The sequence below is a fragment of the Parafrigoribacterium soli genome, assembly GCF_040227235.1.
Lineage (GTDB): Bacteria > Actinomycetota > Actinomycetes > Actinomycetales > Microbacteriaceae > Parafrigoribacterium_A > Parafrigoribacterium_A soli.
In genome coordinates this window covers 358,739-373,400 of the sequence record NZ_JBELNZ010000001.1, presented here as the reverse complement: position 1 = coordinate 373,400, position 14,662 = coordinate 358,739, and the positions used below count along the sequence as shown (strand labels likewise).

The following is a 14,662-nucleotide window of genomic DNA, read 5'->3' as shown; positions in this document are numbered from 1 at the left end:
AGGTAGTAGCGCGTGAGATCATCCATCACAACATCCCGATTCGCCAGGGCGGCAGCGCTCGGCTTAGCTGCGGCATTGGTCGCGGGGGCGTCGCTCTTCAGCGCAACCACGGCGCAGGCAGTTGACGCGCGGTATTCGATCACGGGCGCCGTGAACGCAGCGAACGGGACGCCCTTGGCGGACGTCGCCGTGTCGATCACCTTCCTGGATACGACCGACACCACCAACAGTCGTTATGAGACGACGTCGGATGCCACCGGTGCGTACGCCTTCGCGGCGGACCAGACGTTCCCCGACGGCGATTACACCATCAACTTCACCCTCGCCGGGTACGGTGACACGAGTGTTCCCGTGACGGTTGCCGGCGCTGACGTCGTGGCTCAAACGGCGGTCATGTCGCCGAACCTCGCGGCGGGAACCGTCGCAATTACGGGCACGCCGCTCGTCGGAAACGCGCTAACGGCGACGACGGCCGGCTGGCCGGCAGGTACGACCTTCACGTACGAGTGGTTCTATAACTGCGGCGAGTGCGGCGGCTCGATCGATGGTCAGACGGCTTCCAGCTACACGGTGACAGACAACTACATCGGCGACCGGATCGGCGTCATCGTCACCGGAACCAAGGCGGGATTCGCGGACGCGAAGGTCACCACACTCACGGATGCGACCGTATCTGCCCCCCAGAAGCCGACTGCTGCTGGAACCACGGACCTCGCAGGCTACCTCGCGGCACACGGGTCGACGCCGGCTGCGCAGACCTCGGCCGGCCTTCCTGCGGGACCGCTCGACCCCGCTGCCAATTACACCGCGAAGGTTAACTGGTCGGCTGCCGACTCCTACGTCGACGTGTACATCTACTCGACACCGACTCTGGTGGGCACTTTCCCCGTCGTCAACGGCGTCGCGCAGGTCACGCTGAGCAAGGCCGTTCTGGCCACGCTTTCCACAGGAACGCACACGCTCGTCCTCACCGGCCAGTCGTCCGGTACGGTGCAGAGCTTCGTTGTCGCCCTGGGCCTCGCGGCCACGGGTGCGGAGAGCCCCGCAGTGCCGCTGACCGTCGCGTCGCTGCTGCTGCTGCTGGGCGCCGGGCTGTTGATCACCCGTCGTCGGATGGTGGCGCAGCAGGCCTAGTCGAAACGAGTACACAAGGGCGCGACCTGCGGGTCGCGCCCTTGTGCGTTCGGCAAACATAGGGCGGGTTGACGGCCGCGGGCGGCCTAGGCAACCCGCATATCTCGCGCTACGACGCGAAGAGCGTCGCGCCCACGTAGCTGCCGCGCTTCACGCCGGGCGGCACGGCAAAGATCGCAGAGCCGATGTGTTTCGTGTACTCGTTCATGGCGTCGTTGCGTGAGAGCGCATCCTGGATCTTCACGAACTGCGTGCGTGGGTCACGCTGGAACGCGATGAAGAACAGCCCGGCGTTCAGGCGCCCGAGCGCATCATTTCCGTCGACGAAGTTGTAGCCACGACGCAGGATGACCGCTCCGTCATTCTGCTTGGGGTGCGCGAGCCGCACGTGCGAGTGCGGATCGATGGCGGGCTTGCCGCCGCTCCGAGTGGAGAAGTCGGGCTCGGTGAACTCGGTGCCGCCCGAAAGCGGAGCGCCCTCGCCCTTGTCGCGGCCGAAGATGCGCTCCTGTTCGCGCAGTGACGCGCGATCCCAGGTCTCGATCGTCATCCGAATCTTGCGCGCGACGAGGTACGAGCCTCCGGTCATCCAGGCCGCGGAGTCCGCTGATGGCACCCAGACGTGCTCGTCGACGATTGTGGCATCCTCGGACTTCACGTTGGCGGTCCCGTCCTTGAAGCCGAAGAGATTGCGCGGTGTGACCTGTGAGCGGCTCGTCGACGAGGTGCGACCAAAGCCCAGCTGCGACCAGCGAATGGATGCACGACCGAACGCGATGCGCGAGAGGTTGCGAATGGCGTGCACGGCCACCTGGGGGTCGTCGCTGCAGGCCTGGATGCAGAGGTCGCCGCCGACGAGTTCGTCCTGCAGGGCGTCGCCTGCGAAGTGCGGAAGGTCGATGAGCGCTTCGGGGCGCTTGTCTGCCAAGCCGAAGCGGTCTTGCCCATCCGTGTTTCGGAAGAGGGTGGGGCCGAAGCCGAAGGTGATCGTGAGGCCGGATGCGGGCAAATCGAGCGCTTCGCCGGTGTCGTCGGGTGGCGCATCGAGTGCACCGCCCACCGCGCCGTCTGGGCCCACGTCGCGGCCCTGCGTCATGCGGGCGGCCGCGGTGGTCCAGTCCTTGAGCAACCCGATGAGCTCGGCGCGGGAGATGTCGGCGACGTCGAAGCTGGCGAAATGCAGGCGGTCTTGGGCCGCGGTTGTGATGCCGGCCTGGTGCTCGCCGTAGAACGCATAGCTATCGGATGCGCCGGACGTGGAGGGCGCACTGTGCGGCAGCGCGAACCGATCAATACCGACGCCTGCGCCGATACCGACCACGCCCGCTCCGGCGAGACCCAGCAGGCCGCGCCGCGAGATGCCGTGCGTGGGCTCCGAAGGCGCAGGCTCCGAAGGCGCAGGCGCGTGCTCTGAGGGGGAGTCTGTCACGAGCACACGCTACTTGACGAGAGCGGCGGTGAGCCTGCTGAGCGGCTCACTGAGCGCGTTCACGCCGTTGGCCAGAGCCTTCACCTGCGTGGGCGTGAGCTCGTCGTAGTAGGTGAATCCGGCATCCAGGCTGCCATACCCCGCAAGCTGCTGCTCGAGCGCGCCGAACTTCTCGTCGATGTTCTTCACGAGCGCTGAGTTCTTGCCCCTCACGATGTCGCGCACGCCTTCGTAGGCGACGCGGGCCCCGTCGAGGTTCGCCTGGAAGTCCCACAGGTCGGTGTGCGACCAGATTTCCTCTTCTCCGGTGATCTTGCCCGTGGCGACCTCGTCGAGCAGCCCGATCGCGCCGTTGCTGATCGTCTCGATCGAGACGGAGTAGTCCTCCGCGTTCACCTTCGTGCTGAGCTCAGCGATGTTCTCCGAGAGCTTGTCGGAGTAGTAGCCGCGCTGTGCCGCTGTGAGGGCCACGTACCCGGCGTTTGCCGGCGGCCAGAGGTCCTTCTCGATGCGGTGGAAGCCGGTCCATTCCTCGCCCTGCGGCACATCCGCCTCGCGGAAGTCGATCTCGGGGTCGAGATCACCGAACGACTCGGCGACGGGCTCGATTCGCTCGTAGAAGGCTCTCGTCGTCGCATACAGGGCGCGGGCGCGCTCGTCGTCACCGGCACGATATGCCGTGAGGAACGCCGCGGTCGCTGGCACGAGGTCTTCGACCTGCCCCTGCACGTAAGCAACGTAGTTCTGGGCCGCGCGCGAGGTTTGGGTGTGGATGTCGCCGCTGAGCTGCATCGCCTTGCCCGACTCGGTCACGGTGAACTTCGAACGACCGACGCCGCTGCCCGCCATGCCCGGCTTGCACTCGGTGAAGTAGGTGCCCGGCTGCAGTCGCACGGTGAGGCTTCGCTTGACGCCGGGGGTGATGTTCTCCAGCTCGCCGACGATGCGCAGGCCGTCCTCACCGAGCACGTAGAACTCCGTGACCTTGTCGGCGGAGTTCGTCACGCTGAACACGACGGGACCGCTCGGTGCCGTATTCGCCGACACCGTGCAGGCGGTCGCGCTGCTGTCAACGCTCACCCGCGTCGAGGCGGATGTCTTCGATTCCGTTCCCGCGTTGGGCACACAGGCCGTGAGCGCGAGCAGGGTGGCGGCGCCCGCGACGGCCAGGAGGCCGAGGCGAGTGGTGCGCTTGATCATCGAACTCCTTCTGCGGCGAGCGTTTCGCTCGGCGCGGGGGCGGGAACAGTGCTCTGGTGCTGGCGACCGAGTGCACGCACAAAGATCGTCATGACCGGGATGACGTAGGCACACCACACGATGGCCTGCAGCCAGGTGGTGGCCGGTGAGAAATTGACCGTGCCCTTGAGCAGCGTGCCGTACCAGCTGTCAGGCGGGATGACGGCGCTCACGTCGAAGGCGAGGGAGTTGAGGCCGGGAAGCAGGCCTCCCTCCTGCAGGTCGTGCACGCCATAGGCGAGCACGCCACCGGCGAGCACGATCAGGAAGATGCCCGTGTAGCCGAAGAATTTCGAGAGGTTGATGCGGATGACGCCGCGGAAGATCAGCCATCCGAGCAGCACGGCGATGACGATGCCGATTGCAGCTCCGATGAGGGGGAGTGTGCTCGCGCCCGTCGCCTGCACCGCGGCCCAGATGAACAGTGCGGTCTCGATTCCCTCGCGCCCCACCGCGAGAAACGCGACCAGCACGAGACCCCACCCGGCTGTGCTGAGGTGACGGTCGACATCCCCCCGGAGGTGTGCGCTCAGCGAGCGCGAGGTACGCAGCATCCAGAAGATCATCCAAGTGACGAAGGCCGCCGCGGCAATGGAAAGGCCGCCGCCGATGAGTTCCTGCGCCTCGAAGCTGAGGCCGTAGGCGCCGAAGGTGAGCACGGCGCCGAGCGCGAGCGAGACCAGCACCGCGAGCGCCACACCGAGCCAGATGCGGCGAAGCACGTCGCGCCGGTCGATCTTCACGACGTAGGCGATGAGGATGCCCACGACGAGTGCCGCCTCGAGGCCTTCGCGCAGGCCGATCAGCAGGTTTGCGAGCACGATGTTCTTTCGATCGGGCCAGGTAAGGCTTGGCTTTTATTGGTAAGGCTTACCTTACATCACGACTCTACTGGGCAGCGCATTATCCTGTCCACTGTGGATGTCCGGAGCGAGCGCACTGCTACTGGGGGCGAGCACGTGCTCTTCGTCCACGCGCATCCCGACGACGAGACGATCACGACCGGCGGCACGATCGCGACGCTCATCGAGCGAGGCGCCGGCGTCACCGTGCTCCATTGCACGCGCGGGGAGCGCGGCGAGGTCATCCCGCCGGAGCTGCACTCTCTCGAGGGCGACCTGCCGGCGCTCGCCGCCTACCGCGAAGGCGAACTCCGGGCGGCGATGGGCATCCTGGGAGTCACCGACCAGCGCTTTCTCGGCGCACCAGAAGCGCGCGTCGACGGGTCGCTGCCCCGCCGCTACGTCGACTCCGGCATGCGCTGGGGCGTGTCCGGCGCGGAGGCGCCCAAGCAACTCGACCCCCAATCGCTCTGCGCCGCGCAGCTCGGCGAGGTGGCCGCGGACGTCGCCACGGTCATCCAGCAGGTGTCGGCCACGCGCGTGGTCAGCTACGACGCGCACGGCGGCTACGGGCACCCGGACCACATCCGCGCGCATGACGCTGCCAGGCGCGCCGCGGACGTTATGGGAGTGCCGTTCTACGCCGTGGTCGCCGAAGGGGCGGAAGCCTTGAGCGACGACATCGTCGTCGATGTCAGCGCGGCACTCGCCAGAAAGACGGATGCGCTGCGCGCCCACCGCACGCAGGTCACGGTCGAGCGGGGCAGCTTCGCGCTCTCGAGCGGACCGTTCCGCCCCATCGTCGCACAGGAAAGTTTTCGCCGCATCGTTCGCCCCGAGCCCCGCTCGGAGGGCACCGCGACGTGGAGCGACCTGGGTGTTACGGGGCGCGTCGTCGCGGGCGTCCTCGCATTCGTCGTGGGCCTCGCGCTCGGCGGCATCGGCACCGTGAACCACCAGCTCGTGCTGGGCGTCGCAGGGCTGCGGCTCCCGGGCGGCGTGACCGTCGCCCTACTGCTGGTGCTCGCTCTCATGCTCGGCCTGCGGCTCGTGTTCCGAACCCGTGTCATCCCGCTCGTCTCCGGGCTGGGCATCCTGGCGGCCATGGGCATCCTCACCATCGGTGGTCCAGGTGGTTCGGTGCTCGTGCCGGCCAACGCTGCGGGGTATGCCTGGACCTACGGAGCGGCGGCCATCGTGGTGCTCGTGCTGGTGTGGCCGCGCATCGTGGTGCCGGCCGCGCGCACGGTCGACACATCGCCGCGGGATACGATGGAAGCCAGCCACACCACGAGGGGAACGACCGCGCAGTGACCTACATCATCGCCCTTCCCTGCGTCGACGTGAAGGACCGTGCCTGCGTCGACGAATGCCCGGTCGACTGCATCTACGAGGGCGACCGGATGCTGTACATCCACCCCGACGAGTGCGTGGACTGCGGCGCGTGCGAGCCGGTCTGCCCGGTCGAGGCGATCTTCTACGAGGACGACACCCCCGCGCAGTGGGCCGACTACTACAAGGCGAACGTCGAGTTCTTCGACGACCTCGGTTCTCCCGGCGGCGCCGCGAAGATCGGCGTCATCCCCAAGGATCACCCGCTCGTCGCAGCACTGCCGCCCCAGGCGTAATCGAGCATGGCCTTCCAGCTTCCCGAGTTCCCCTGGGACTCGCTCGTCCCCTTCGCCGAACGCGCACGTGCTCACTCCGGCGGCATCGTGGATCTCTCCGTCGGGTCGCCCGTCGATCCGACGCCGGCACCCATCCGCGAGGCACTCGTCGCCGCGACGGATGCACACTCCTACCCGCTCACCGCCGGTTCGCCCGCCCTTCGCGAGGCCATCGTGGAGTGGTACGCGCGTCGCAGGGGAGTGACCCTCGGCGTTGCGAACGTGCTACCCACGATCGGATCGAAGGAACTCGTCGCCTGGCTGCCGTTCATGCTCGGGCTCGGCGAGGGCGACACCGTGGTGCATCCGTCCGTCGCATACCCCACGTACGCGATCGGCGCGGCGCTCGCCCACGCGTCTGTCGTGGCGAGCGACGACCCGGCCGAGTGGCCCGAGAGCACGAGACTCGTCTGGCTCAACAGCCCCGGCAATCCGGATGGCGCGGTGCTGTCGGTCGAGCAGCTGGCAGCCGCCGTCACGAGGGCTCGCGAACTCGGGGCGGTCATTGCGAACGATGAGTGCTACGCCGAGCTCAACTGGTCGAGCGCCGACGGTGAACCGACGCCCTCGATTCTCGACCCGCGCGTCATCGGAGATGACCGCAGCGGGGTGCTCTCCGTCTATTCGCTGAGCAAGCAGTCGAATCTTGCCGGCTATCGCGCGGGTTTCGTCGCGGGGTGCTCGACAGTCATCGGTCGACTGCTCGAGGTGCGCAAGCATGCCGGGCTCATCCCGCCGGCTCCGGTGCAGGCAGCGATGGTGGCGGCCCTCGGCGATGACGAGCACGTGGCGGCTCAGCGGGAGCTGTATCGCGCCCGGCGTGAGATTCTGCGCGGCGCGGTCGAGGCAGCCGGATTCCGCATCGATCGCAGCGAGGCCGGCCTCTACCTGTGGGCGAGTCGGGGCGACGGAGATCCATGGGTCACGGTCGGCGCGCTCGCGGATGTCGGCATCCTCGTGGCGCCGGGTTCCTTCTACGGCGATGCGGCATCCGATCACGTGCGTTTCGCGCTGACGGCGACGGATGAGCGCATCGCCGAGGCCGCGCGGCGTTTGGCTACTCTCTCCAAGTAATTCGTTCCGCTATTGGTGGATGTGACGGTCGACTGTCGTGGCAATTAGGCTGTAGGCGTGAACGACGCTGCCAACGCTGACAAGGCGACCCTCCACTTCCCCGGCGGGACCGCCGATTTCCCGATCCTCAAGAGCGTGGACGGTGCGTCCAGCATCGACATCTCGGGCTTCACCAAGCAGACCGGATACACCACTCTCGACCTCGGGTTCGTGAACACCGCGCCGACCCGCAGCGCGATCACCTACATCGACGGCGACCAGGGCATCCTGCGCTATCGCGGCTATGCGATTGAAGACATCGCCGCGAACTCGACCTACCTCGAGGTGGCCTGGCTCCTGATCTACGGCGAGCTTCCCAGCCCGAACGAGCTCGCGAACTTTGAGGAGCGGGTGCGCAGGCACACGCTGCTGCACGAGGACCTGCGGCGCTTCTTCGACGCGCTGCCGCACGACGCGCATCCGATGTCTGTGCTCTCGAGCGCCGTCTCCGCGCTGTCTACGTTCTACGAAGACTCGCTCAGCGTGCACGACCCGGAGCAGATCGAGCTCTCCACCATCCGTCTGCTGGCGAAGCTGCCGGTGATCGCTGCGTACGCGCACAAGAAGAGCCTCGGGCAGGCCTTCCTCTATCCGGACAACAACCTCAGCTTCGTCGACAACTTCCTCAAGCTGAACTTCGGCACGATGGCGGAACCCTACGAGGTGAACCCGGTGCTCTCCACCGCGCTCGAGCGACTTCTCATCCTGCACGAAGATCACGAACAGAACGCGTCCACCTCCACGGTGCGGCTCGTCGGTTCCACCGAGGCCAACATGTTTGCCTCGATCTCGGCCGGCATCAACGCCCTCTACGGTCCGCTGCACGGTGGCGCGAACGAGGCCGTGCTCAAGATGCTGAGCGAGATCAAGGCATCCGGCGAATCCGTGGAGAAGTTCGTTGAGCGCGTGAAGAACAAGGAAGACGGCGTTCGGCTGATGGGCTTCGGTCATCGCGTCTACAAGAACTTCGATCCTCGCGCCAAGCTGGTCAAGGAGAGCGCGGACGAGGTGCTGAAGGCGCTGGGCGTGCAGGACGATCTGCTCGATATCGCCAAGGAGCTCGAGGCCGTCGCTCTCGCCGACGACTACTTCATCGAGCGCAAGCTGTACCCGAACGTGGACTTCTACACCGGCGTCATCTACAAGGCGATGGGTTTCCCCGCCCGGATGTTCACGGTGCTGTTCGCGATCGGCCGCCTGCCCGGATGGATCGCCCACTGGCGCGAGATGAACGGTGACCCGACCACGCGCATCGGGCGCCCGCAGCAGCTCTACGTGGGCTCGCCGGCCCGCACCTGGCCCCGCTAGCCCTACCGCGCGCTCCGCCCGCTCGCCCGCGAAATGGGCCAAAGCGTCCGCAGTGGGCCAGCGCGTCGACCCATTCCGGACGAATTGGCCCCGTTTCCGATCGCGTGGTCAGGCGTGCAGGGCCGCGTTGAGCTCGATTCCACCGGAGCGCGGGAGTACCTCGACGGTTCCGGTGAGTGAGTTGCGCCGGAACAGGAGGCCGGGCACGCCGGAAAGCTGCTCTGCCTTGACGGCGCGCGGGGCGCCATCCGCTGTCACGGTGCCGAGCACGACGACCTTGGTGCCCGCGGTGACGTACAGGCCCGCCTCCACGACCGAGTCGTCGCCGATCGAGATGCCGATGCCGGAGTTCGCGCCGAGCAGCGCGCGTTCGCCGATCGCGATGCGCTGCTTTCCGCCGCCGCTGAGCGTGCCCATGATGGATGCGCCGCCGCCGATGTCCGAGCCGTCGCCGACCACGACACCCTGCGAGATGCGCCCCTCGACCATCGACGCACCGAGCGTTCCGGCGTTGTAGTTCACGAAGCCCTCGTGCATGACGGTCGTTCCGGGCGCGAGGTGCGCGCCGAGTCGAACCCGCGACGCGTCGGCGATGCGCACGCGATCGGGCACGACGTAGTCGACCAGCCGCGGGAACTTGTCGATGCCGTGGGCCGAGATGCCGGCGCGCTGCAGCGAGGGCCGCAGGCGCGCGTAGTCGGCTGGAAGCACGGGCCCCGCGGTCGTCCACGCGACGATCGGCAGGTGCGCGAAGATGCCGTCGAGGTTCACGTCGTTCGGCCGCACCAGCAGGTGGCTGAGCAGGTGCAGGCGGAGGTAGACGTCCGAGGTCGATTCCGGCGCCGCATCCAGGTCGATCGCGGTCGTGACGAAGTCGACGCGCACGTTGCGGCGCTCATCCTCGCCGAGCAGCACCTCGAGCTCGCGCGGGGCGATGTAGGGGTCGCGTCCGGCCGGCATCGCGCCAAGCGCGGGGGAGGGGAACCAGGTGTCGAGCACGGTTCCGTCGGCGGCGATGGTCGCGAGGCCGTAGCCCCAGGCTGCGCGTTCAGTCATACGCCCAGATTAGCGACTGCCCGGGTCGGCCCCGGCCGCCGATAAACTTGCGCCCATGCCTGCCCCAGCGCTCGACTTCACCGCGTCCGCGATCGACCTCACCCGGCAGCTGTGCGACATCGAGTCGGTGTCAGGCAATGAACAGAACATGGCGGATGCCATCCAGGCAGCGCTCGCACCGCACGATCACCTGGAGGTACTTCGAGACGGCGACGCGATCGTTGCGCGCACCACCCTCGGACGCGAGCGCCGCGTCGTCATCGCCGGTCACATCGACACGGTGCCGGTGAACGGGAACCTGCCGACGCGACGCGAAACGATCGACGGCGAGGAATACCTCTGGGGCCGCGGCACAGTGGACATGAAGGCCGGTGTCGCTGTGCAGCTGAAGCTCGCGGTCGAGCTCACCGAGCCGCGGTGTGACGTGACCTGGATCTGGTACGACCACGAAGAGGTGGCCTCGGAACTGAACGGGCTCGGTCGACTCGCGGCGACGCATCCGGAACTTCTGGTCGGCGACTTCGCCATCCTCGGCGAACCCACGAACGCGACGATCGAGGGCGGCTGCAACGGCACGGCACGCGTCGAGTTGCGCACGACCGGTGTGCGCGCCCACTCCGCGCGCGCCTGGGTCGGCCACAACGCCATCCACGACGCCGCGCCCATTCTCGCGACCCTGGCCGCGTACGTTCCGCGGGAGGTCGAGGTGGATGGGCTGGTCTACCGCGAGGGACTCAACGCCGTGGCGATCACGGGCGGGGTCGCGGGCAACGTCATCCCCGACGAGTGCGTCGTGACCGTCAACTACCGCTTTGCGCCGAGCAGCTCGGGCGAGGACGCAATTGCGCACCTGCGCGAGGTGTTCGTGGGCTTCGAGCTGACCGTCACCGACCTGTCCGAGGGAGCTCGGCCCGGGCTCGATGCGCCCATCGCGAAGGACTTCCTCGCGGCGGTCGGCGGAGTCGCTGCGCCGAAATATGGGTGGACGGATGTCGCGCGATTCTCCGCGCTCGGCGTGCCCGCGGTGAACTATGGGCCCGGGGATCCGCTCAAGGCGCACGCCGATGACGAGCGGGTGCCGCTCGCGCAGATCACGGAGTGCGAGCGCGGGCTGCGCGCCTGGCTGAGCTGAGGCACGGCCTCCCGCGGCCCTTCGACAGGCTCAGGCACCGACTCGTTCGCTGAGCTTGTGGAGGCGCGGTGTGGCCCTTCGGCGACTCAGGGACCGGAGGTGCGCTTCGCTACCTGGTAGCCGCCTTGCGAGTAGATCAGGCTGTAGGCGCTGCCCTCGAAGCTCTGCTCGGCGTAGGCCGCGGCGTCCGTCGGTGGGTTCGCGCCCCACGCGCCGCTGTTCTGGTCGAGGATGAGGTAGTCCGCGGCGGGGTTGTCCGAGTTTCCGATCCAGTAGGCGGTGTCGCGGCTCGACAGGTAGGCGAGATAGGTCAGGTCGCTCACGACAGTGGCGTCATCCGGAATTTTGGCCATCGCGGCGACAGCCCCCGCCGGTGAGGGCGCATACGACGACGGCCGCACGAGCTCGGCGAGCGGTAGCTGCGGCAGCATGACGAGCGCGAACGCGAGGGACATCGGCATCGCGGCTCGGCCATAGACGCGCAGCCAGTTGTGGCGGGAGCGCCTCGCGAGCAGCAGCGCGTCGATGAACGCGACGAACACGATCGGCATGAGCACCGCGCTGTAGTGCCAGCTCGGCCCCCAGTAGGCGTCGTTGTCGGAGAGGAACCGCCAGGCGAGCGTCGGCAGCACCGCGAGCGAGATGGGGGAGCGGAAGGCGAGCACCGCAGTGGCGAGCGTGAGCATGACGATCGTCTGCAGCTTCGGCGTCGTCACCAGCGAAGCGAGCGTGTCTCCGAGGTGCAGCAGCGAGCCGCCGACGTTCGAGCTGCCGCCGTAGTCCCAAGTGCCGTGTGGGTTCAGTAGGGGCAGGATGACGAGGGTCGTCGCCGCAAACCAGAAGACTCCCCAGGCGCACAGCGCGGCTCCGAGCCGCCTGGCGCCCCGCAGGAACAGCACAACGCCGATGACCAGCACGGTGAGTCCGAGATCTTCCTTAACGAACACGAGCGGTGCTGCCCACAGCGCGGCGGCCAGCCAGCGCTGGCGCACCACCGCAGCCAGCGAGAGGGCCAGCAGCGGCAGCGCGAGCGCGATCTCGTGAAACTGCGCCGCGACGGCATTCTGAAGCCCCCAGCTGACCGCGTAAGCGAATCCGATGGCGAGGCCAGGCATCCGCCCGAGTCTTTCGACCGCCAGTCGCGTCACGACGAACGCGGAGATCGCGACGAGTGCCGCCTGCAGCACGAGCAGCGTCAGCCCGGAGGGGAACGCCGCGTAGAACGGGGCCAGCACGACGAGCAGCGGATGAAAGTGGTCGCCGAGCAGATTGAACCCGGCTCCCTTGATGGGCACGATCGGTGCCTGCAGCGTGGCATAGTCGCGCAGAAGCTGGGTGAAGATGCCGAGATCCCACGACGGAACGGACATGCGTCGCCACTGCAGGCATCCGTAGAGCGTGTAGGCGGCGAAGCTGAGCGCGGAGATGAGAAGGGCGGGCCAGGTTGCCACGCGCGAGCGCAGCCACCGTCCGATCATCTGCACAGGATACTGTCATGTCGTGGCGAGCAACCCGGGCACGGCGGTGAGACCCGGCTTCCGGCCGCTGCGACTGTGGCTGCTCGTGCGCTACCGGCTCACTCCGTGGTGGCTGCGGGTCGTGGTCATCTGGGCGCTGTCGCGCGTGATCACCACCTGGATGATGCTGGTGTTCGCGGCGTGGCAGGGTCCGAACCAGTGGACCGGCGCGCATCCGGACTACCTGCAGTTCGCCCAGTTCTGGGACAGTGGCTGGTACCACACCATCGCGACCACCGGCTATCCGGCGGTACTTCCGCTCATCGACGGCCACGTCGCCGCGAACGCCTGGGCGTTCATGCCCGGCTATCCCTTCCTCGTGCGCACGCTCATGGAGGTGACCGCCCTGCCGTGGGAGCCGGTGTCGGTGTTCGTCTCGCTCGCGTTCTCTCTCGGGGGCGCGCTCGCGTTCTACCGGCTGATGCGGCTGGTGCTGCCGCCATCGGTCGCTCTCTTCTCTGTCGTGCTGTTCTGCGTCGCACCGCTGTCGCCGATTCTGCAGGTGTCGTACGCCGAGTCGATGGCCGGGTTTCTGCTCACTGTCACGCTCTACCTGCTTCTGCGCCGGCGCTACCTGGTCATGCTCCCCGCGATCGCCGTCCTGGCGCTGACGAGGCCGACCGGGCTCGCGCTGGCCCTGGCGCTCGCGCTGCACGTCGTGTTCCGCTGGGTGGGCCGTGGGAACGACCCGTATCCCGTGCGCGAGCGCGTGACCTCGATCATCGCCGTCGCCTTCACCGGGATGATGGGGCTGGCCTGGCCGACGATCGCCTGGCTGGCAACGGGCTCGCCCTCCGCCTACGCCGACACCGAACTCGCCTGGCGCGCGCCATACGTCGGCTACCAGGAGCTCGTGCCATTCAGCGCGTGGATCCAGGGGGCCGGATTCTGGATGCCCGGTCCGCTCGGTATCGTCGCGCTCGTGCTCATCGTGGCGCTGTTCGCGACGCTGCTGTTCCTGCCCGCGGTGCGCAGGCTCGGCAGCGATCTGGTGAGCTGGATCGTGAGCTACTCGCTATACCTGCTGGCCGTGTTCTTTCCGCAGTCCAGCACGTTCCGTCTGCTCATGCCGCTGAACCCGCTGCTCGGCGCGATCGCCCAGCCGCGATCGCGAATCTACCGGGCCTGCCTCGTCGTGTTGTTCATCGCCGGGCAATGGGGATGGCTATACATCTGCTGGTGGGCGGACGGCTACGACTGGACGCCACCCTGACCGAATCGCCTGTCTCGCGCCCCCGCGTGACGCCCCCGTTTTCGGGATAGGACAAAAGTACGGGATAATGGAATACATTCCACGAAAGGGGACAACTCATGGCAGCCATGAAACCGCGGACCGGCGACGGGCCAATGGAGGCTGTTAAGGAGGGTCGTCTCATCATCGTGCGTGTGCCGCTCGAGGGCGGTGGCCGCCTCGTCGTTTCAGTGAACGACGCAGAGGCGAAGGAACTGCACGACGCGCTCGCGGGAGTCGTCGCGGCAGCGAAGTAGTAGCAGCGACGGGCGCCTGACGCTCATTGCACGCAGCAGCGCGCCGGCTGGCTCAGGCGAGCCGCGTGATGTGAAGCAGTCCGTCGCCCACGGGTGACAGTGCGCTGATCACGGCTTCGGAGTCGCCGATCTCCTTCAGCAGCGTGCGGAAGCCCGTGACGATATCGTCGCGCTGGGCGGGGTCGGCAACGCGTCCACGCCAGAGAGCGTGGGGCACGAGCACCGAACCGCCTGGGCGCACCAGGCGCAGGGCGTGTTCGACGTACTCGATCACGGACTGCGGGTCGCCATCCACGAGCACGATGTCGTAGGACTGCTCGTTCATGCGCGGCAGAACCTCGCGTGCGCGACCGGTGATGAGCCGGATGTGGTTGGCCGGCAATCCCGCGTCGAGGAACGCCTTCCTCGCGGTTTGCTGGTAGTCGGTCTCGATGTCGATCGAGGTGAGGGTCGCCGCGGGCGCGCCGCACAGCATCCAGAGGCCACTGACGCCAACGCCGGTGCCGATCTCGATGATGTTCGTGGCGGAGGTGGCGGCCGCAACCACCGCGAGCTGGGCGCCGATCGCGGGCGTCACGGGCTCGAGACCGAGCTCCAGCGCATGCCGGCGAAGCTGCGCGATGTCCTCGCGCTCGGTGCCGAATTCCTCGGCAAATCTCCAGTTGGAATCTTTGTCAGACACAGTGGTTCTCCTCGCCCATCAGCGTAGGGCCGCGGAGGTTGCGCGCTCCGTTGGC

14 protein-coding genes are annotated in these 14,662 nt (G+C 67.5%); 8 read left to right on the top strand and 6 right to left on the bottom strand.

The genetic code is table 11. The features are described from left to right. Positions 1 to 12: 12 nt before the first annotated feature. The gene (locus tag ABUA37_RS01840; RefSeq protein WP_349897408.1) at positions 13 to 1,134 is read left to right on the top strand and encodes a carboxypeptidase-like regulatory domain-containing protein; all 1,122 of its coding nucleotides are present in this window, start codon (positions 13 to 15) and stop codon (positions 1,132 to 1,134) included. Between the two features lie 109 nt (positions 1,135 to 1,243). On the opposite strand, the gene efeB is transcribed toward ABUA37_RS01840, so the two are convergent. The 3 genes from efeB to efeU are packed head-to-tail and all read right to left on the bottom strand — an operon-like array spanning position 1,244 to position 4,623. After that, positions 1,244 to 2,563 (bottom strand): iron uptake transporter deferrochelatase/peroxidase subunit, encoded by a 1,320-nt coding sequence (gene efeB, locus ABUA37_RS01835; RefSeq protein ID WP_407075329.1) that lies wholly within the window; start codon positions 2,561 to 2,563, stop codon positions 1,244 to 1,246. A 9-nt stretch (positions 2,564 to 2,572) separates the two neighbouring features. Next, positions 2,573 to 3,763: an iron uptake system protein EfeO gene (gene efeO / locus ABUA37_RS01830; protein ID WP_349897407.1), complete on the bottom strand. Its 1,191-nt coding sequence runs from the start codon at positions 3,761 to 3,763 to the stop codon at positions 2,573 to 2,575. After that, positions 3,760 to 4,623: an iron uptake transporter permease EfeU gene (gene efeU, locus ABUA37_RS01825; protein WP_349897406.1), complete on the bottom strand. Its 864-nt coding sequence runs from the start codon at positions 4,621 to 4,623 to the stop codon at positions 3,760 to 3,762. Before efeU ends, efeO begins: the two co-directional genes overlap by 4 nt. 138 nt (positions 4,624 to 4,761) lie before the next feature. On the opposite strand from efeU, the gene ABUA37_RS01820 reads away from it, so the two are divergent. From ABUA37_RS01820 to ABUA37_RS01805, 4 genes are read left to right on the top strand one after another with little or no spacing between them, the layout of a single operon-like run. After that, entirely contained in the window at positions 4,762 to 5,958 is a 1,197-nt protein-coding gene (locus ABUA37_RS01820) for a PIG-L family deacetylase (protein ID WP_349897405.1), read from the top strand. Next, positions 5,955 to 6,272 (top strand): ferredoxin, encoded by a 318-nt coding sequence (gene fdxA, locus ABUA37_RS01815; protein ID WP_349897404.1) that lies wholly within the window; start codon positions 5,955 to 5,957, stop codon positions 6,270 to 6,272. The genes ABUA37_RS01820 and fdxA overlap by 4 nt, the downstream gene beginning before the upstream one ends. A gap of 6 nt (positions 6,273 to 6,278) precedes the next feature. Beyond that, positions 6,279 to 7,385, top strand: coding sequence for a succinyldiaminopimelate transaminase (gene dapC, locus ABUA37_RS01810; RefSeq protein ID WP_349897403.1), 1,107 nt, complete (start codon positions 6,279 to 6,281; stop codon positions 7,383 to 7,385). A gap of 57 nt (positions 7,386 to 7,442) precedes the next feature. Beyond that, entirely contained in the window at positions 7,443 to 8,732 is a 1,290-nt protein-coding gene (locus ABUA37_RS01805; RefSeq protein ID WP_349897402.1) for a citrate synthase, read from the top strand. 108 nt (positions 8,733 to 8,840) lie between these two features. Here ABUA37_RS01805 and dapD read toward each other — a convergent pair whose 3' ends face one another. Beyond that, positions 8,841 to 9,788: a 2,3,4,5-tetrahydropyridine-2,6-dicarboxylate N-succinyltransferase gene (dapD, locus tag ABUA37_RS01800; RefSeq protein WP_349897401.1), complete on the bottom strand. Its 948-nt coding sequence runs from the start codon at positions 9,786 to 9,788 to the stop codon at positions 8,841 to 8,843. A gap of 55 nt (positions 9,789 to 9,843) precedes the next feature. Here dapD and dapE point away from each other — a divergent pair, with 55 nt between their 5' ends. Then, complete coding sequence (dapE, locus tag ABUA37_RS01795) at positions 9,844 to 10,920, top strand: succinyl-diaminopimelate desuccinylase (RefSeq protein ID WP_349897400.1); 1,077 nt, start codon at positions 9,844 to 9,846, stop codon at positions 10,918 to 10,920. Between the two features lie 86 nt (positions 10,921 to 11,006). Here dapE and ABUA37_RS01790 read toward each other — a convergent pair whose 3' ends face one another. Beyond that, the gene (locus tag ABUA37_RS01790) at positions 11,007 to 12,398 is read right to left on the bottom strand and encodes a DUF2079 domain-containing protein (RefSeq protein ID WP_349897399.1); all 1,392 of its coding nucleotides are present in this window, start codon (positions 12,396 to 12,398) and stop codon (positions 11,007 to 11,009) included. A 22-nt stretch (positions 12,399 to 12,420) separates the two neighbouring features. On the opposite strand from ABUA37_RS01790, the gene ABUA37_RS01785 reads away from it, so the two are divergent. Both ABUA37_RS01785 and ABUA37_RS01780 read left to right on the top strand, forming a co-directional pair. Next, positions 12,421 to 13,650, top strand: a complete 1,230-nt coding sequence (locus tag ABUA37_RS01785; protein WP_349897398.1) for a hypothetical protein — start codon at positions 12,421 to 12,423, stop codon at positions 13,648 to 13,650. 98 nt (positions 13,651 to 13,748) lie between these two features. Further along, positions 13,749 to 13,925 carry a DUF3117 domain-containing protein gene (locus ABUA37_RS01780; RefSeq protein WP_092108645.1) on the top strand — a complete coding sequence of 59 codons (177 nt, stop codon included), beginning with the start codon at positions 13,749 to 13,751 and terminating at the stop codon, positions 13,923 to 13,925. A 52-nt stretch (positions 13,926 to 13,977) separates the two neighbouring features. Here the strand turns inward: ABUA37_RS01780 and ABUA37_RS01775 are convergent, their stop codons facing one another. Beyond that, on the bottom strand, positions 13,978 to 14,607 hold the full coding sequence (locus ABUA37_RS01775; RefSeq protein WP_349897397.1) for an O-methyltransferase: 630 nt from the start codon (positions 14,605 to 14,607) through the stop codon (positions 13,978 to 13,980). Between the last annotated feature and the right edge of the window lie 55 nt (positions 14,608 to 14,662).